We start from the raw sequence: 15,160 nt of genomic DNA, 5'->3' as shown, positions 1-15,160 counted from the left end.
GGCGTAATAGATCTGCTCCTGCGCGGCCTTTTTGCGGCACGCATCCGCCGTCTCGTCGCGGCTACCGTCGAATACCGTGACGTACGCGCCGTGGCTTTTGATCATATCGATCTTTTTAGGCGACGTGCCCTTCGGAACGTAAATTTCGCACTCGATGCCCGCGCGAGCGCAGTACGCCGCCACGGCGTTACCTGCGTTGCCGCTGGAGTCTTGCAGCACCTTTTTAACGCCGATATTTTTGGCATGTAGTACCAAAACCGCCGCACCGCGATCTTTGAACGAAAGCGTAGGCATCGCGTAATCAAGCTTAAGATAGAGATTTTCGCCGAATTTCACGCTCGCCGTGAGCCCCTCGCCCATCGAAATTTCTCTAAATTTAGCCGTGTCGATGCCCATAAACCTGCGGTATCTAAAGATGCTAAACTCGCTTTGATCTACGAGCGCGGGGTTAAATTTAGGCGCGTCGGAGTTTAGCTTATACAGCCCGCCGCAGCCGCATTTATAGCTCAAAGTATCGATGGGCGCGTGCTTGCCGCAGCCCGTGCAGATGAAATCGCTCATTTTCGCTCCTATTTTTTCTCTTTGATTTTTGCGACGGCCTCGATCTCTACGAGACAGCCGAAGTGTAGAGCCGTAGTCGGTACCACGACGCGAGCGGGCTTGTGCACGCCAAAAAATAGCGCGTACTGCTTGTCGATCACGTCCCAGTTCGCGACGTCAGGCGTATAGACGCGGCACATCCGCACGTCGCTTTTATCCGCTCCCGCGGCGGCCAGCACTGCCGCGACATTGCTTAGAGCCTGCGCGGTCTGCTCAGCAAGACCATCTGGAGCGGCTCCCGTGCGCGGATCCACGCTTAGCTGCCCCGAGACGTAGAGCGTACCGTCGTCATCTAGGATGCCCGGCGCATAATGCGCCTTTTTCGGCGCGAAACCGGTTGGATAAATTTCTTTCATTTAAGCTCCTTGGCATATAAAATTTTATATAATTTTACTCTAAATTTATTAAAAATATATAAATATTTCTATAAATTCGCAAAAATTTTAAAATTTAATCTAAATTTATAGATTTTTTTATATGGAATTTAAGGAGCCCGAATTGAACCAACTTTTGCAGACCTTTATACCGACCGCGCACCTTATTAAAAATACGATCGGCGATTGCGAGGTGGTCATCCACGATATGAGCACGCCGCAAAGCTCCGTCGTTTTCGTCCTCGGCGACGTAACGGGCAGGAGGATTGGTCAAAGCTTCGATCATCTGGTAAAGGACGTGTTGTTAAGCAAAAATTTTGAAAACGACTGCACCGCAAACTACTACTTTACCGCGCAAAACGGCAGGCTCATACGCTCCTCGACTTCGCTGATCCGCGGCACAGACGGCAAAGTAGTAGGCGCGCTATGCGTAAATATCGATACTTCAAGCGCCATGGCCGCATACAAAGTAATAAAAGATCTACTGCCGAATGCAAAGCTCGATAGCAAGGAGCTGCAGGGCGCAAATTTTACCGACGGAAGCTGCAATAGCGCGGTATTAGACGGGGCGAGCTTAAATGACGGCGTAAATTTAGAAACGCAAAGCTCTAACGATTTGCAGCAAAATATCCTTGACATCGTCCAAGATCTGATCGCATCGGCTACGCACGATCTGGATGTGGAGGGGATGAAGAAAGAGGATCGAAAGCGTATCGTAAAATTCCTCGCGCAAAAAGGAATTTTTGAGGTAAAAGGCGCGGTGGAGCTCGTTGCAAAGGCGCTTAGGACGCAGAAAGTCACGATTTACTCGTATATAGATGAGGTAAAAAAGGAGGGCTAACCGCGGTACATAAATTTGATCTCAAATTTAATAAGCGTTGCGCGTCTTTTTATCAGTGTAGCCATATGGGGTGGCGCAAATTTTAATCTAAATTTGATGAACCGATCAAAAGTGGGATGCGCCAATTCCTAGTTCATGCAGCATGCAACGGGATAAAAGCAAAACTCATCTGTTACTCGAACTCGTAGCCCTTCGTATTCTTTAATTTCTCGTCATAATCGACTCCGTTAGCAATTCGCTTGCGCGAAGCATTGAAATCCGCTCGTATCGGGCTTTTGCGCTCGTCAAACTCAAGCGGCGCGACACCGATGATATCTGCTAGCAGATGCGCTAAATCATCGCTCATAAAAGGCTTATCTTTCGCCGCAGCTAGCCTCTGCCATAGCTTAGCGTGATCGCTCAAAAACTCACGCGAGGCTATAAAAAGCAGCGGAATTTCGTAAGTAAAGCGGCTCTCCATGCCGTGCCCGAGGCGTCCGTTTTCGTATAAATTCTCTCCGTGATCGCTAAGATAGACGATGAGACTGTCATCACCCGAAAAAATTTTAAAAATTTCATTTATGATAAAATCGTTGTAAAGCACGCTGTTATCATAATACGCGACGACATCTTTCTGCTTGGAAGTAAGTTTTGCCTTTACGTCTGCCGCGCTAAACTTGCCAAATCCCTCGGGATAGCGCAGGCTGTAATCCATATGGCTGCCGATGAGATGGATCACGTAGAAATTTCGCTCGCTCTGCCCCGCTTTCGCCTGATTTATGAGTGGAAGCAGCACTCCGTCAGGCTTGATTCGGACGGTTTCATAAAGATTGCTCTTTGAGAGGAAGGATTCCGCGTCCGCGCGATCGGCAGCGCTTTTAGCGCTTAACGCATGTGCGCCGAAAGCCTCTTGATTGCTAATCCAAAAGGTGCGGTAGCCGCTTAGCTTAAACATATCGATGATGCTAAGGTTGCGAAACCACGCCCTTTTGCGCTCGCTTTCGTAATCGCTGAAATTTAAAAGCCGCATCAGCACCTGATTAGTCGTGCCGTAAGGCGAGATTGTATCGCTAAATTTTATCAGGTTGCCGCTCGCCTCGAGCCCTTCCAAAAGCGGTGTATTTTTAACACCGTAGCCGTAGAGCGACATATGCCCGCGCTGCAAGCTCTCGCCGATTATTAGGATGATATTTTTGACGCGAGACTTTTGCAAGGCGGGGTTTGTAGCGGCATTAGGGCTTTTGGAATTTAAGATCGCGCTGGGGCTTTGTGGTACGGAATTTAAAATCTCGCCGGAGCTCTGCGCCATAGCGCCCGAGGCAGATGTAGAATTTAAATTTGCGCCGGAATTTTGCACCTGAGCGCTTGATGCGGGCGCAGAATTTTCAGACGCGGAATCCAAGGCGGAGCTTTGCGGATCTGAATTTGCACCGCTCTTTAAAACGCTTTCGTTCGCGCGCTTGGCCTCGTCGTATCCGAGCTGCACTTCGCGCATATCGGTGATGAAATTTTTATCGCTCAGATAGTCTTTTATCGTAAAGGCAAACTCCAGCGGGACATATTGCGATAGCTTGGTTATATAGCCCTGCTTGCCCTGGGAAGCTTTGGCGGCGATATCCGCGCAAAAGATCGCCCCGTAGATAAGATAAAGCGCCGCTAGTAGCAATCTTAGGCGGCTATGCGTTTGCTCCCTCTTTCTCCGCCCTGCTCTTAGCGCCGCAAAGATGCAGCCAAGCAACACCGCTAAATATAAAATCGTTGCAAAGTTAAGAAACAGCGAAATAAACTCGCGCGTCTCGGCTACGTCGGTATGCACAAGCGCGTCGATCGCTACCACGTTGAAGCTTGAGTCAAAATTTACGATCAAAAACAAAGCCACGCTCGCAATTAGCGCAATTAGCGCCAGTAGCACGTACGAAACGAGCTTAAAAAATCGGCCGCTAAGCAGATAGCAGAGGTGAAAGATGAGTAAATTTATGATGAATACCGCAGGGAAGCTCTCGGCGATATAGGCAAAGATGGGTCCGTTAATCTGATAATGTATCTTAGCCCAGCACGCGAGCAAGCATAGCGCCGTGCTAAGCCAAAACACTCTCCATATGGGACGCTCGCGCAGTGCAGCAAAAAAACCGCGGTCGATTTTCATAAGCAAGCGCGCCACAAGCCCGCCCACTTTCGTCCGTGCCATAAGCCCGCCTATATTTGCTAGCGCTACATAAAATTTTTCTCTCATTTTATATTTCCTGCCTTGTACGAAGGGACGCGATGACGCGCACTCTGCGTAGCGCGACATGTTTTCGCTTTAAAATCAAGGCGCAATCTTAGCCGCTTAAAGCTTTGAGCTTGCTTACTTGCGCGCCTTTACGCTTCAAATTTTACAGCCAAATTTTAAAGATACGGGGAGTTTGTAATTGGACGGCGGAATTTTGAGGCTAAATTTTAATTGAAAGCGAATCTAAGAGCGAAGCTACAAAATGAGGCTTTAAAAAACAGAAAATATGAGCTAAAATCTCGGCTTTTAGAATTTTGTGGCTAGACCGCAAACCGTCACAATAGGTTTTAAAATTTCTAGTGCGATAAGTTTCCTTCGGATAAAATTTATGCATGAAGCGGCTGAGGTAAAATTCCAAGACGCGAGCGATGCAAAATTATCGAAATCTAATCGCAGGCAAAATTTTGCACTGATAAAAGTGTAAAATTTTAACTAGCCCAAGTCGCCTTTTGTACGAAATTCTATGCGACGCTTAGGACTTCTACCTTACCGTCGAAAACCGCCATGCAGTGCTCATAGTGGCTAGTGCGAAGTCCGTCCTTGCTTCTCGTGCTCCATTTATCCTCAGCGATGACCGGCGTGCCGTCCTTTTGGCAGATCATCGGCTCGATGCAAAAGACCATGCCGTTTTTGATTTTAGGGCCTGATTTTGGATTGTTGCCCTCCAGATAGTTTGGGATCTCAGGCTCTTCGTGCGGGTGCTTGCCGATGCCGTGGCCGCAGAAGCCGTATAGCGGCACGAAGCCGCGCGCGCGGATAAATTTCTCGATCTCGAAGCTTAGCTCTTTGAAGTGCATCCCTACCCTGATCGTTTTGATGGCAAACTCCAGCGTGTCCTTACTGCATGCGATGAGATCTTCGTCGGCTTTTGAAATTTTACCGACGGGCAGAGTGCGTGCGCTGTCGCCGAAATATCCGTTTAGCTTCGAGCCCAGATCGACGCCTAAGATATCGCCCTCCTGCAGGATTGTTTCGTCTGGGATGCCGTGGATGATGACTTCGTTTAGCGAGAGGCAGGCAGCGTTTGGAAAGCCGTATAGCCCTTTAAAAGCGGGGTACGCGCCCTTGGAGGTGATGAAATCGTCGATCTTTTTATCGACTTCAAGCAGGCTAAGACCCGGCTTTATGAAAGAAGCTGCGTAATCAAGGGCCTGCGCGACGATCCTATTCGCTGCACGCAGCCCTTCTAAGTCTTTTTTTGTTTTAAGAAAAATCGCCATTTATAGCCCGACCGCGCTTAGGGTCTGATATTTGTTCATATAGATCTGCGCTTCGATGCGTCTCATCGTATCAAGAGCGACGGAGACGACGATCAGCACGCTGGTACCGCCGAAATAAAACGGCACGCCCATAAATTTAACGAGCAGCCACGGGATGACGGTTACTAGCCCGAGATAGATCGAGCCCCAGAATGTAAGGCGGCTAGCAACTTCGTTTAAGAAGCTCGCCGTTCCCTCGCCCGGACGAATGCCCGGGATAAATCCGCCCTGCTTCTTTAAATTTTCACTAATGTCCTTGGAATTAAAAGCAATTGACGCATAAAAATACGCAAAAAATATAACCAACACAAAGGTCAAAAAGTTAAAGAAGTAATTGCTAGGGCTTAGGAAATCGTGGATCTTTTGGATGATCGGATTGGTACTTGCCTGTAAAATTGTAGTCGGAAACATCAAAATCGCGCTTGCAAAAATAGGCGGAATGACGCCGCTTAAATTTAGCTTGATCGGCACGTAATTCATAATGCGCTTGTTTTGATTCGCCATCAATACCTTGCGCGAAAACGATACCGGAATTCTGCGTTCACCTAGCTCCACATATAAAATTGCCCCGATAGTAGCCAGGATGATTAGCACGATCGCGATTAGCTTTAAAACGTTCATTTCGCCGGTATTTACTAAATTTACAGTACTTCCGATCGCTCTAGGGATGGCGCTTACGATACCCGCAAAGATAATAAGGCTGGTGCCGTTACCGACGCCGCGCTGCGTAATCTGCTCGCCGATCCACATCAAAAGCATAGTGCCTGCCAGCATCGAAATGCACGAGATAAAAACAAACTCGTTGGTATTTTCGGCCATTATCGCAGGCGCTCCGGTTTGTCCGTGGATGCCCTGTAAACCGATGCTAACGCCGATGGATTGAACCATAGCGATTGCGATGGTAGCGTATCTGATGATCTGCATATATTTCTGCATACCGTCGCGCTCTTTTTTGAGTTTACCTAAATTTGGAAAGGTTGCGGCAAGCAGTTCCATAATGATCGAAGCGGTAATATAAGGCATGATGCCTAGCGAGATAACGCTGAATCGCTCCGCCGCGTTACCGCTAAACATATTAAACATTCCAAAAGCGTTGTTGCTATTGCTTTGAAAAAATTGCTTTATAACCTCAACGTCCACTCCCGGAACCGGCACATAAGCTAGCAACCTATAGGCAAAAAGAAAGCCCAAAGTAATGAGAATTTTGTTGCGTAGCGATTTATTCATTATTTTTGTCCGCTAGACTTTACGTTCTCGTCTTTGATCTTGCTAGCGAGCGCTTTTGCGCCTACGCCGATCAGCTTGATCTTTTTAACGGAATTTGAAATTTTATGAACGGATTTGATGCTTTCGATCGTGATCTCACTAAGATCTTTGATAGCTTCGATTTTATCGACATTGATCACGTAAGGCTTTTCAAATTTAGAAGTAAAACCTACCTTTGGAAGCCTTCGCTGAATCGGTTGCTGACCGCCCTCGAAGCCTCTTTTTTCGTGAGAGCCGGTACGCGCGGTCTGACCCTTGCCGCCGCGACCTGCAGTTTTACCCAGACCGCTTCCTTGACCGCGACCCAAGCGCTTAGTAGCGTGAGTCGAGCCTGGGGCTTTTTTAAGATTTTCTAATCCCATCTTTTATCCTTGTTAGTGTTTTAACATACTAAGAGCTTTCATTGTAGCTCTTACGACGTTTGAGGAGTTGTTCGAACCTAGCGATTTGGTGAGGATATCTTTAACACCCGCAAGCTCTAAAACCGGGCGCACGGAGCCGCCCGCGATAACGCCGGTACCTTCGCTCGCCGGCTTAAGTAAAATTTTGCTCGCATTGTATTTAACTTCGATATCGTGAGTGATAGTAGAGCCATTTAAATTTACCTTGATGATATTTTTAAACGCATCGTCCACCGCCTTTTTAATCGCGTCAGGAACCTCTTTGGATTTGCCGAAGCCAAAGCCTACCAAGCCGTTTCTATTGCCTACTACGATAAGAGCCGTAAACCTAAACCTTCTACCACCTTTAACGACCTTCGTAACCCTACCGATATTGACGATTACCTCTTCGAATTCTTCTCTATTATACTTTTCCACAATCATTCCTTTGGGTTATAGTTTGATGCCGTTTTGGCGTAGCGACTCGGCAAAGCTTGCGATTACGCCGTGATACAAATAGCCATTGCGATCGAAAATCGCTTCAGAGATGCCTTTATCTTTTAACTTAGAGGCTAAATCTTTAGCTAAGCTAGCCGCGCCCTCTTTGTTCGCCTTTAAATTTAAAACCTTACCGCTGCTGGCGCACAAAGTCGCGCTCGCTGCGTCGTCGATAGCCTGAGCGTAGACCGTCCTATTGGATTTGAAAATAGAAATTCTAGGGCAAGATGCGACGCCTGAAATTTTAGCGCGAATTCTTCTTTTTCTCTTGATTCGTAAAGAGATTTTTCTTTTTAATACGTTCTGTGTCATTTCTCAACCCTTATTTCTTAGCTGTTTTTCCGGCTTTGCGGATGATATGCTCTTCAAGATACTTGATGCCTTTGCCTTTATATGGCTCAGGCGGTCTAAATCCTCTGATCTCGGCTGCTACTTGACCTACTTGCTGCTTGTCGTCGCCTTTGATGGTTACGACGTTTTTATCTACGGAAATTTCAATTCCCTTTGGAGATTCAAAATTTATCGGATGCGAAAAGCCTAAATTTAGCTCAAGCACTTTGCCCTTCATCGCAGCTCTATAGCCGACGCCGTTGATTTCAAGCTGTCTTGAAAAGCCCTCGGTAAGACCAAGGACGATATTGTTGGCTAAAGCGCGGTATGTTCCCCAATACGCTCTGCTCTGTCTATCCTCGCCCTTAGGTGAGAATTCTATCTTTCCGTCTTCGATTTTTACATCGACATGACCTTTTAAATCAAGCTCTTTTTCGTTATTCGATTTTTTAAATTTTAACGACGAGCCGTCGATTTTGACCTCAACTCCGCTCGGAATAGAGATCGGTTTTTTACCAATTCTTGACATAATTTTCCTTTTTATTTGTCTAGGGTATGTCTACTTTTACGAATGGATACCACAATGCCATAAAAAGTAGAAACTTCTTACCAGATCGTGCAAAGCACTTCGCCGCCGACGCCCGCTTTGTGCGCGTCGATACCGCTCATAACGCCTTTGCTTGTGCTAACGACGACGGTTCCGTAGCCGTTTTTGAAGCGCTTGATCTCGTCTTTGCCTTGATATACGCGGCGACCCGGAGTCGAAATTCTTTTAACTTCGTTTATCACGCTCCTGCCCTTTTCGTCGTATTTAAGCACTACGTTGATGATCTTTTTATTGTTTTCCTCTACTACGTTGTAGCTCTCGATATAGCCCTTCTCGGCTAAAATTTTAAGCATAGCCTCAACGACGTTTGAGTGAAAAAGCTTAGTCGTATCTAGCCTTCGCATCGCAGCATTTCTGATGCGAGTTAGTCCATCTGAAATAAGATCGTTAATCATCTCTTCTCCTTACCAGCTTGCTTTTTTTAGACCTGGGATCAAGCCCTCGTTTGCCATCTTGCGAAGGCAAACGCGACAAATTCCAAAATCCTTATAAACGGAGTGCGGACGACCGCAAATTTGACATCTGGTATATGCGCGAGTGCTAAATTTAGCGGGGCGTTTCGCCTTGGCTACCATTGATTTTTTTGCCATATCATTTTCCTTTTGCAAAAGGCATGCCGAATAGCTCTAGCAATTTAAATGCCTCTTTATCGTTATTTGTAGTCGTTACAACGGTTATATTCATACCGTGAGTTCTTAAAATTTGATCGTATTCGACCTCAGGGAACATCAGCTGCTCTTGCAAGCCGAAGTTGTAATTGCCGCGTCCGTCAAAGCCCGTTCTAGGTAGTCCTCGGAAATCCTTAACTCTAGGAAGCGCGATAGAGATCAGTTTGTCTAGGAAGGCAAACATCTGCTCTTTTCGTAACGTAACCATTATGCCTACCGGGAAACCTTCGCGCACTTTAAAGCCGGCAACCGATTTTTTTGCATTGACGATAAGCGCTTTTTGGCCTGCGATCAGCGAGATAGTATCGGCCATATTTTGAAGCACCTTTTGATCTTTGCTCGATTCCCCAGTTCCTACGCTGATAACGATCTTTTCAAGTGCCGGGATAAGCATAGGATTTTTTATATCAAATTCTTTCTGCAAAGCAGCTCTGATGGAATTTACATATTTATCTTTTAGTCTGCTCATAATCAACCCTCTACCAACGCAACGTTTGAAATATCCATAGGCATCTCTTTGCTTGTAAAGCCGCCTTGCGGATTTTGCTCGGTTGGTTTGATAGCCTTTTTAGCCATTTTACAACCCTCGACGATAACTTGAGCTTTTTTAGGGAACACGGCCTTAACGGTGCCTGTTTTGCCCTTATCGTCACCTGCGATGATCTTTACTTGATCGCCTTTTTTAATCTTAAATTTTACTGCCATTATAAAACCTCCGGAGCCAGCGAAACGATCTTCATAAAACCGCCGTATCTGACCTCTCTACCGATAGGACCGAAAATACGAGTACCGATCGGCTCTTTTTTTGAATCCAAAATAACGGCTGCGTTCTCATCGAATCTAATTAGTGAGCCGTTGCCTCTGTGCAACTCTTTAGTCGTACGAACGACTACGGCTTTTACTACTTGACCGCGCTTAATCTTGCCGTTAGGGAGCGCTTTTTTTACAGAGCAAACGATAATATCGCCGATTGTGGCGTATCTTCTTTTGCTGCCGCCCAAAACTTTAATACACATAAGTTCTTTTGCGCCGCTATTATCAGCTACCGCAAGTCTGGTAAAACTCTGTATCATTATTCAACTCCTGTTTTCAAAACCGCTTTTAAGCGAAACGATTTTCTAGCGCTTAGCGGTCTGCACTCGATCGCAGATATGGTGTCGCCGATCTTTACGACGTTGTTTTCATCGTGGATCAGATATTTTTTAAATCTTTTTACGATCTTTCTATATCTAGGGTGCATAACCCTTCTTTCTACCAAAACGGTAGCTGTTTTATCGCCCGCCTTCTTTACGACTACGCCTTGAATTTCTCTTTTAAATGCCATAATCTATCCTTATTTCGCTTTAATAGCGGTGTTGATTCTAGCGATATCTTTTTTGATAGCGCGAATCTCGTTAGGATTGCTTAGCTGCATAGTTTTTAGCTTTTGTCTAGCCGTAAATAAAAGCAACTTACTTTGTTTCAACATAGAATTTAGCTCAGCTAAATCTTTATCTTTCAAATCAGTATATTTCATTTTCGCTTTCCCTACTTACGATTTTCGTTTTAAAAGGTAGTTTATGAATCGAAAGCATAAGCGCCTCTTTAGCAACCTCTTCGCTAACGCCGGTCATCTCGAAAATGATCCTGCCCGGTTTTATATTCATTACCCACTCTTCTACGCCGCTCTTACCCTTACCCATACGAGTTTGTAGAGGCTTTTTGGTAAGCGGTTTGTCTGGGAATACCTTAATCCAAATTTTAGCTTGACGATTCACGAAGCGCGTCATCGCGACACGAGCCGCTTCGATCTGGCGAGAATTTACCCTACCCGCCTCTACCGCTTTGATACCGAAATCGCCGAACGTCAAGGAATTTCCTCTCGTTGCGTAGCCGCGATTGCGACCTTTCATCATCTTGCGGTATTTTGTTCTTTTTGGCATCAACATAACTATTTACCTCTTCTTGGTCTGCGTGTTTTTTTAGGCGCATCATCGGTCTTTTCAGCCTGGATGCCTTTTTGTAAAATTTCACCCTTAAAGATCCAAACCTTAATGCCGATATTACCGTAGGTCGTATGCGCTTCGGCAAAGCCGTAATCGATCCTAGCCCTTAGAGTATGAAGCGGAACGCGTCCCTCCAAATACCATTCGGTTCTAGCCATCTCCGCGCCGCCCAAGCGACCTGCGACGCAAATTTTAATTCCCTTTGCGCCTGCTTTTTGAGCGCCTTGGATGACCTTTTTCATAGCGCGGCGGAATGCAACGCGGCGCTCTAGCTGCATGGCTACGTTTTCCGCAGCCAAAAGTGCATTCGAGCCTACTTTACGCTCCTCTTTGATATTGATGGCTATGTCTTTATTGACTAGCTTAACGACTTCGCTTCTTAAATTTTCGACCTCGCCGCCTTTTTTGCCGATGATGATACCCGGTCTTGCGGCTACGATCGTTACGCGAATTTTCTTAGCCGTTCTTTCGATAAGAATTTGGCTAATTCCCGCATAGTAAAGCTTAGCTTTTAAAAATTTGCGGATCTTGTAATCCTCGCCGATACTCTCGGAAAGCGTCGCTTTAGAAGGAAACCATCTAGACTCCCAATTTCGATTAATTCCTAATCTTAAACCGATCGGATTTACTTTCTGTCCCATTTACGCTTCCTTCTTACTTGGTTTTGCTACTTCGACGATGATGTGCGAAGTAGGTTTGCGGATACGGCTAGCCGTACCTCTGGCGCGCGGACGAAATCTCTTAAGTACGGGACCCGCATCCACTCGGCAGCTGGTAACTACGACCTCTTCAGGCTCAAAGCCGCCGTTTGCGACCGCGCTTGAAATCGCCGTAGCGATATATTTCGCGCCGCGATTAGGTGTAAATTCTAAAGTAGCAAGGGCAAATTCCGCGTTCATGCCTTGAATTTGTTTTGCGATAAGTCTTGCTTTTGTCGGCGAAAGGCGAACAAATTTAATAGTTGATTTACTCATATTCTATCCTTACTTGCCGATCTTTTTCTGCACGGAGCCTTTGTGGCCTTTGAAAGTGCGCGTAGGAGCGAACTCGCCTAATTTATAACCGATATGATGCTCGGTGACGTAAACCGGGATAAAATTCTTTCCGTTATGAACGTTAAACGTAAGTCCGATCATTTCAGGCACGATCGTGCTTCGTCTCGACCAAGTCTTGATCGGTTTGTTATCGCCGGCTTTCTTTGCCGCAACGACTTTTTTCATTACGTGATCATCTACGAAAGGACCTTTTTTTAGCGATCTAGCCATTTTTATTTTCCTTTCCTTCTTGAAATTATAAGCTTATCGCTCGCTTTTTTATGGCGAGTTTTATAGCCCTTCGTCGGTTTACCCCACGGAGTTACCGGATGGCGACCGGAGTTTTTCTTACCCTCGCCACCGCCGTGCGGGTGATCGACCGGATTCATCGCAGAACCTCTGGTTTGAGGACGGATACCTCTGTGGCGGTTACGTCCGGCTTTACCAATGACGACGTTTGCCCACTCTTCGTTACCCACTACGCCGATACTAGCCATACACTCTGCAAGCACTCTTCTCATCTCGCCGCTAGGCAGACGTAAAATGACGTATTTTTCCTCTTTACCCATAAGCTGAGCATAGCCTCCTGCGCTACGTGCCATTTGGGCGCCTTTGCCGGGTTTTAACTCGATATTGTGCAGGATAGTTCCCACAGGGATGTTTTTCATCTTCATCGCGTTGCCAGGTTTAATATCTAATCCACCCTCGGCAGCGGCTACTACGTCGCCCACTTTAAGATCGTTAGGCTTGATAATGTAGCGCTTCTCGCCGTCTGCGTATGAGATCAATGCGATACGGCAGTTGCGATTCGGATCGTATTCAATCGCCTCGACCTTGCCAGCAACGCCGAATTTATTTCGCTTAAAATCGATAATTCTATAAAGTTTAGCGGCTCCAGCTTGTTTATGACGGCTGGTAATGCGACCGTTATTGTTCCTTCCGGCTGCGGCAGGAATTTTAACAAGCAAACCTCTAACGCTAGCTTTTGCAGTGATATCCTCGCTGCTAAGACCAGTCATAAATCTTCTACTTGGAGTATAGGGTTTATAAGTTTTAATCGCCATTTTACGCCTCCACGCTTTCTAAGCTTGCACCCTCAGGTAGTTTGACGTAGAATTTTTTCACATCGTTTCTAGCGCCAGTTCTGCCTTTAAATCTTTTTACTTTGCCGTCCTGTCTTAAAGAATTTATCTTTAGCGGAGTGATCCCGAAATAGTTTTTTAAAACGCTCTTTAGTCCGTTTTTCGTAACCGACGGGCTAGTTTGGATAACGACCACGCCGTTTTCTTGAAGACCGAGAGACTTTTCCGTATAAAGGATCGTTTTGATATCTGTTATATCTGCCATTTTAGTCCTCTTTCACTATTGATTCAAATGCCGCTTTTTCGAATACGACCGAGCCGTAAACTGCGATTAGGTAAGCATTGACCTCGCTTGCATCGATGACATAGCAATTTTTTAGATTTCTATAGGCCAAAAGAGTTTGTGCGTCTAGCTCGTTTTTAACGATTAGCGCATCTCTAACGCCCAGTTTCTTAATAAAATTTGCCGCATCTTTGGTTTTACCGCTTTTTAGCTCCAAATCGTCGAAGATAAAAATTTTACCCTCGTTTGCTTTCTCATTGATAGCAAATTCCAGCGCAAGGCGTTTTTGCTTCTTATTGACCTTCTGCTCGTAATTTCGCTCGTTAGTCGGACCGAATGCGACCGCGCCGCCTACCCAGACGTTAGTTCTAGTTGAGCCCGCACGTGCGCCACCGCGACCTTTTTGTCGCCACGGTTTTTTACCGCCGCCGCTAACCTCGGCGCGAGTTTTAGCGTTAGCCGTATTTGCACGAAGCGAAGCAAGGTAAGATTTGACGTACAAATATAGATTGTGCGAATTGACTTCCGAAAATCTCGCAGGGATTTCAATTTCGCTTGCTTTTTCCAGTTTTTCGTTAAGCACGCTTACTTTACTCATTTTACTATCCTTATTCTGCCCATTGCGCCGTTAAATCCAGGAACCGAGCCTTTAAGCACTAAAATTTTATTCTCGGCATCAAAGCTTACGACTTCGTTTTTGGCAGTGATCGTTTCGTTTCCAGTGCGTCCCGCCATCCTCATACCAGGCTGAACGCGACCCGGCCACTCGCAGTTGCCGATCGAGCCCGGTCTTCGGTGAAAGCGGCTGCCGTGCGCTGCGGGACCGCCCGCAAAGCCATGACGCTTAATGACGCCCTGATAGCCTTTTCCCTTTGATCTGAAGCTTACTTTGACGATCTTGGCTTCGCTCAAAACATCTAAATTTTGATCGCCAAGCTCGGCATTTTCTAAGCTTAGTGTTGCGAATTTATTAAATTCCTTGCTTAGGCTATATTTCTTTTGAATGCCGGCGATAGCTTTGTTATATGCCTTGCCCTCTGCGTAGGCTACGATAGCTTTTTTCTCATCGCAAACTTCGCAAATTTTGGTATTGATAAGTCGTAAAAGCGTCACGGGCGTGCTGCTCGTGTCGATCGTCCTACTCATACCTATTTTTTCTACAATATATTCCATTGTTTTACCCCTTATTTGCCCATCGCGTGAACTTCGACGTTGACTTCCGGAGCCAAATCAAGCTTAGTTAGCGAATCAACCGTATCTGGCGTAGCCGCTACGATGTCTAGCATACGAGCGTGAATTTTCATCTCAAACTGCTCTCTGGAGTCTTTATTTACGTGCGGAGATCTTAAAACGGTGTAGCGTTTAATCTTCGTAGGCATCGGCACGGGACCTCTGACGTCCGCACCTGTTCTTTTTACGGCTTCAACGATAGCCGAAACTGTGCGATCTAAAACTCGATGGTCATAAGCCTTGAGTTTTAACCTAATTTTTTGCATCACTTTTCCTTAATAAAGAACTTGTCGCAACGCGCGACCCTTTGTTTCAGACAAAAGATACACATTATATAAAAGCGCTCCGGCTTTGTCAAGAAAATAGCCAAATTTTATGGAAATATTTCCTTTTAATAAGGAAAAATATATAGAATTTCGAAAATTTTTAGGGTGCTGGAAATTTTCAATACAAAAATTTTAGATAAATTTGA

At 45.9% G+C, this 15,160-nt stretch carries 25 protein-coding genes and 1 pseudogene; 1 reads left to right on the top strand and 25 read right to left on the bottom strand.

What is annotated here, in order from left to right; all coding sequences use genetic code 11:
- Both Q0256_RS04235 and Q0256_RS04230 read right to left on the bottom strand, forming a co-directional pair.
- Nucleotides 1–561: pyridoxal-phosphate dependent enzyme (locus tag Q0256_RS04235; RefSeq protein ID WP_297960314.1), on the bottom strand; the 561-nt coding region annotated here is incomplete at its 3' end.
- An 8-nt stretch (nucleotides 562–569) separates the two neighbouring features.
- A complete protein-coding gene (locus Q0256_RS04230) occupies nucleotides 570–956 on the bottom strand; it encodes a RidA family protein (RefSeq protein ID WP_297960311.1) in 387 nt (128 codons plus the stop codon).
- A gap of 142 nt (nucleotides 957–1,098) precedes the next feature.
- On the opposite strand from Q0256_RS04230, the gene Q0256_RS04225 reads away from it, so the two are divergent.
- Nucleotides 1,099–1,815 (top strand): PAS domain-containing protein, encoded by a 717-nt coding sequence (locus Q0256_RS04225; protein WP_297960309.1) that lies wholly within the window; start codon nucleotides 1,099–1,101, stop codon nucleotides 1,813–1,815.
- Between the two features lie 172 nt (nucleotides 1,816–1,987).
- Here Q0256_RS04225 and Q0256_RS04220 read toward each other — a convergent pair whose 3' ends face one another.
- From Q0256_RS04220 to rpsJ, 23 genes and pseudogenes are all read right to left on the bottom strand, one after another.
- Entirely contained in the window at nucleotides 1,988–4,027 is a 2,040-nt protein-coding gene (locus Q0256_RS04220; protein ID WP_297960306.1) for a sulfatase-like hydrolase/transferase, read from the bottom strand.
- A 500-nt stretch (nucleotides 4,028–4,527) separates the two neighbouring features.
- Nucleotides 4,528–5,286: a type I methionyl aminopeptidase gene (gene map / locus Q0256_RS04215; protein ID WP_297960303.1), complete on the bottom strand. Its 759-nt coding sequence runs from the start codon at nucleotides 5,284–5,286 to the stop codon at nucleotides 4,528–4,530.
- Nucleotides 5,287–6,552: a preprotein translocase subunit SecY gene (gene secY, locus Q0256_RS04210; RefSeq protein WP_297944103.1), complete on the bottom strand. Its 1,266-nt coding sequence runs from the start codon at nucleotides 6,550–6,552 to the stop codon at nucleotides 5,287–5,289.
- Nucleotides 6,552–6,953, bottom strand: coding sequence for a 50S ribosomal protein L15 (gene rplO / locus Q0256_RS04205; protein WP_005868985.1), 402 nt, complete (start codon nucleotides 6,951–6,953; stop codon nucleotides 6,552–6,554). Before rplO ends, secY begins: the two co-directional genes overlap by 1 nt.
- 12 nt (nucleotides 6,954–6,965) lie before the next feature.
- Entirely contained in the window at nucleotides 6,966–7,409 is a 444-nt protein-coding gene (rpsE, locus tag Q0256_RS04200) for a 30S ribosomal protein S5 (RefSeq protein WP_005868986.1), read from the bottom strand.
- A gap of 15 nt (nucleotides 7,410–7,424) precedes the next feature.
- Nucleotides 7,425–7,781, bottom strand: coding sequence for a 50S ribosomal protein L18 (gene rplR / locus Q0256_RS04195; protein ID WP_005868987.1), 357 nt, complete (start codon nucleotides 7,779–7,781; stop codon nucleotides 7,425–7,427).
- Between the two features lie 10 nt (nucleotides 7,782–7,791).
- On the bottom strand, nucleotides 7,792–8,328 hold the full coding sequence (gene rplF / locus Q0256_RS04190; RefSeq protein WP_297960300.1) for a 50S ribosomal protein L6: 537 nt from the start codon (nucleotides 8,326–8,328) through the stop codon (nucleotides 7,792–7,794).
- Between the two features lie 77 nt (nucleotides 8,329–8,405).
- Nucleotides 8,406–8,801 carry a 30S ribosomal protein S8 gene (gene rpsH, locus Q0256_RS04185; protein ID WP_005868989.1) on the bottom strand — a complete coding sequence of 132 codons (396 nt, stop codon included), beginning with the start codon at nucleotides 8,799–8,801 and terminating at the stop codon, nucleotides 8,406–8,408.
- Between the two features lie 9 nt (nucleotides 8,802–8,810).
- The gene (locus tag Q0256_RS04180) at nucleotides 8,811–8,996 is read right to left on the bottom strand and encodes a type Z 30S ribosomal protein S14 (protein ID WP_005868990.1); all 186 of its coding nucleotides are present in this window, start codon (nucleotides 8,994–8,996) and stop codon (nucleotides 8,811–8,813) included.
- Between the two features lies 1 nt (nucleotide 8,997).
- Nucleotides 8,998–9,543 (bottom strand): 50S ribosomal protein L5, encoded by a 546-nt coding sequence (gene rplE, locus Q0256_RS04175; protein ID WP_297960297.1) that lies wholly within the window; start codon nucleotides 9,541–9,543, stop codon nucleotides 8,998–9,000.
- 2 nt (nucleotides 9,544–9,545) lie between these two features.
- Nucleotides 9,546–9,779, bottom strand: a complete 234-nt coding sequence (gene rplX, locus Q0256_RS04170; protein ID WP_005868992.1) for a 50S ribosomal protein L24 — start codon at nucleotides 9,777–9,779, stop codon at nucleotides 9,546–9,548.
- Nucleotides 9,779–10,147, bottom strand: coding sequence for a 50S ribosomal protein L14 (gene rplN / locus Q0256_RS04165; RefSeq protein WP_005868993.1), 369 nt, complete (start codon nucleotides 10,145–10,147; stop codon nucleotides 9,779–9,781). Before rplN ends, rplX begins: the two co-directional genes overlap by 1 nt.
- Complete coding sequence (rpsQ, locus tag Q0256_RS04160; protein WP_005868994.1) at nucleotides 10,147–10,398, bottom strand: 30S ribosomal protein S17; 252 nt, start codon at nucleotides 10,396–10,398, stop codon at nucleotides 10,147–10,149. The genes rplN and rpsQ overlap by 1 nt, the downstream gene beginning before the upstream one ends.
- Nucleotides 10,399–10,407: 9 nt before the next feature.
- Complete coding sequence (gene rpmC / locus Q0256_RS04155) at nucleotides 10,408–10,590, bottom strand: 50S ribosomal protein L29 (protein WP_005868995.1); 183 nt, start codon at nucleotides 10,588–10,590, stop codon at nucleotides 10,408–10,410.
- Entirely contained in the window at nucleotides 10,577–11,002 is a 426-nt protein-coding gene (rplP, locus tag Q0256_RS04150) for a 50S ribosomal protein L16 (protein WP_005868996.1), read from the bottom strand. The genes rpmC and rplP overlap by 14 nt, the downstream gene beginning before the upstream one ends.
- A gap of 2 nt (nucleotides 11,003–11,004) precedes the next feature.
- Entirely contained in the window at nucleotides 11,005–11,700 is a 696-nt protein-coding gene (rpsC, locus tag Q0256_RS04145) for a 30S ribosomal protein S3 (protein ID WP_005868997.1), read from the bottom strand.
- A gap of 21 nt (nucleotides 11,701–11,721) precedes the next feature.
- A pseudogene (gene rplV, locus Q0256_RS04140) lies at nucleotides 11,722–12,033 on the bottom strand (50S ribosomal protein L22); the annotation flags it as partial.
- A gap of 9 nt (nucleotides 12,034–12,042) precedes the next feature.
- Nucleotides 12,043–12,324, bottom strand: a complete 282-nt coding sequence (gene rpsS / locus Q0256_RS04135) for a 30S ribosomal protein S19 (RefSeq protein ID WP_005869002.1) — start codon at nucleotides 12,322–12,324, stop codon at nucleotides 12,043–12,045.
- 2 nt (nucleotides 12,325–12,326) lie between these two features.
- Nucleotides 12,327–13,157 (bottom strand): 50S ribosomal protein L2, encoded by an 831-nt coding sequence (rplB, locus tag Q0256_RS04130; protein ID WP_297897660.1) that lies wholly within the window; start codon nucleotides 13,155–13,157, stop codon nucleotides 12,327–12,329.
- A 1-nt stretch (nucleotide 13,158) separates the two neighbouring features.
- Complete coding sequence (locus Q0256_RS04125) at nucleotides 13,159–13,440, bottom strand: 50S ribosomal protein L23 (protein WP_297960294.1); 282 nt, start codon at nucleotides 13,438–13,440, stop codon at nucleotides 13,159–13,161.
- A 1-nt stretch (nucleotide 13,441) separates the two neighbouring features.
- Entirely contained in the window at nucleotides 13,442–14,056 is a 615-nt protein-coding gene (gene rplD, locus Q0256_RS04120) for a 50S ribosomal protein L4 (RefSeq protein ID WP_297960291.1), read from the bottom strand.
- A complete protein-coding gene (rplC, locus tag Q0256_RS04115; RefSeq protein ID WP_297944098.1) occupies nucleotides 14,053–14,631 on the bottom strand; it encodes a 50S ribosomal protein L3 in 579 nt (192 codons plus the stop codon). Before rplC ends, rplD begins: the two co-directional genes overlap by 4 nt.
- A gap of 11 nt (nucleotides 14,632–14,642) precedes the next feature.
- Nucleotides 14,643–14,954, bottom strand: a complete 312-nt coding sequence (rpsJ, locus tag Q0256_RS04110) for a 30S ribosomal protein S10 (RefSeq protein ID WP_005869011.1) — start codon at nucleotides 14,952–14,954, stop codon at nucleotides 14,643–14,645.
- Between the last annotated feature and the right edge of the window lie 206 nt (nucleotides 14,955–15,160).

Origin of the sequence: uncultured Campylobacter sp., from assembly GCF_937949835.1 — a bacterium.
Taxonomy (GTDB): Bacteria; Campylobacterota; Campylobacteria; order Campylobacterales; family Campylobacteraceae; genus Campylobacter_B.
Note: the sequence above shows the minus strand (reverse complement) of the source record. Positions and strands in the feature narration are given on the sequence as shown.

Excerpts from the sequence above, each read along its gene's own strand:
- rplX (WP_005868992.1), bottom strand. The coding sequence starts at position 9,779 with ATGGCAGTAAAATTTAAGATTAAAAAAGGCGATCAAGTAAAGATCATC.
- secY (WP_297944103.1), bottom strand. The coding sequence starts at position 6,552 with ATGAATAAATCGCTACGCAACAAAATTCTCATTACTTTGGGCTTTCTT.
- rplD (WP_297960291.1), bottom strand. The coding sequence starts at position 14,056 with ATGAGTAAAGTAAGCGTGCTTAACGAAAAACTGGAAAAAGCAAGCGAA.
- Q0256_RS04125 (WP_297960294.1), bottom strand. The coding sequence starts at position 13,440 with ATGGCAGATATAACAGATATCAAAACGATCCTTTATACGGAAAAGTCT.
- map (WP_297960303.1), bottom strand. The coding sequence starts at position 5,286 with ATGGCGATTTTTCTTAAAACAAAAAAAGACTTAGAAGGGCTGCGTGCA.
- rplB (WP_297897660.1), bottom strand. The coding sequence starts at position 13,157 with ATGGCGATTAAAACTTATAAACCCTATACTCCAAGTAGAAGATTTATG.
- rplE (WP_297960297.1), bottom strand. The coding sequence starts at position 9,543 with ATGAGCAGACTAAAAGATAAATATGTAAATTCCATCAGAGCTGCTTTG.
- rpsC (WP_005868997.1), bottom strand. The coding sequence starts at position 11,700 with ATGGGACAGAAAGTAAATCCGATCGGTTTAAGATTAGGAATTAATCGA.
- rplC (WP_297944098.1), bottom strand. The coding sequence starts at position 14,631 with ATGGAATATATTGTAGAAAAAATAGGTATGAGTAGGACGATCGACACG.
- rplF (WP_297960300.1), bottom strand. The coding sequence starts at position 8,328 with ATGTCAAGAATTGGTAAAAAACCGATCTCTATTCCGAGCGGAGTTGAG.
- rpsH (WP_005868989.1), bottom strand. The coding sequence starts at position 8,801 with ATGATTAACGATCTTATTTCAGATGGACTAACTCGCATCAGAAATGCT.
- rpsJ (WP_005869011.1), bottom strand. The coding sequence starts at position 14,954 with ATGCAAAAAATTAGGTTAAAACTCAAGGCTTATGACCATCGAGTTTTA.
- Q0256_RS04230 (WP_297960311.1), bottom strand. The coding sequence starts at position 956 with ATGAAAGAAATTTATCCAACCGGTTTCGCGCCGAAAAAGGCGCATTAT.
- Q0256_RS04220 (WP_297960306.1), bottom strand. The coding sequence starts at position 4,027 with ATGAGAGAAAAATTTTATGTAGCGCTAGCAAATATAGGCGGGCTTATG.
- rpsQ (WP_005868994.1), bottom strand. The coding sequence starts at position 10,398 with ATGGCATTTAAAAGAGAAATTCAAGGCGTAGTCGTAAAGAAGGCGGGC.
- rplP (WP_005868996.1), bottom strand. The coding sequence starts at position 11,002 with ATGTTGATGCCAAAAAGAACAAAATACCGCAAGATGATGAAAGGTCGC.
- rpmC (WP_005868995.1), bottom strand. The coding sequence starts at position 10,590 with ATGAAATATACTGATTTGAAAGATAAAGATTTAGCTGAGCTAAATTCT.
- rplN (WP_005868993.1), bottom strand. The coding sequence starts at position 10,147 with ATGATACAGAGTTTTACCAGACTTGCGGTAGCTGATAATAGCGGCGCA.
- rpsS (WP_005869002.1), bottom strand. The coding sequence starts at position 12,324 with ATGGCTAGATCGCTAAAAAAAGGTCCTTTCGTAGATGATCACGTAATG.
- Q0256_RS04180 (WP_005868990.1), bottom strand. The coding sequence starts at position 8,996 with ATGGCAAAAAAATCAATGGTAGCCAAGGCGAAACGCCCCGCTAAATTT.
- rplR (WP_005868987.1), bottom strand. The coding sequence starts at position 7,781 with ATGACACAGAACGTATTAAAAAGAAAAATCTCTTTACGAATCAAGAGA.
- rplO (WP_005868985.1), bottom strand. The coding sequence starts at position 6,953 with ATGGGATTAGAAAATCTTAAAAAAGCCCCAGGCTCGACTCACGCTACT.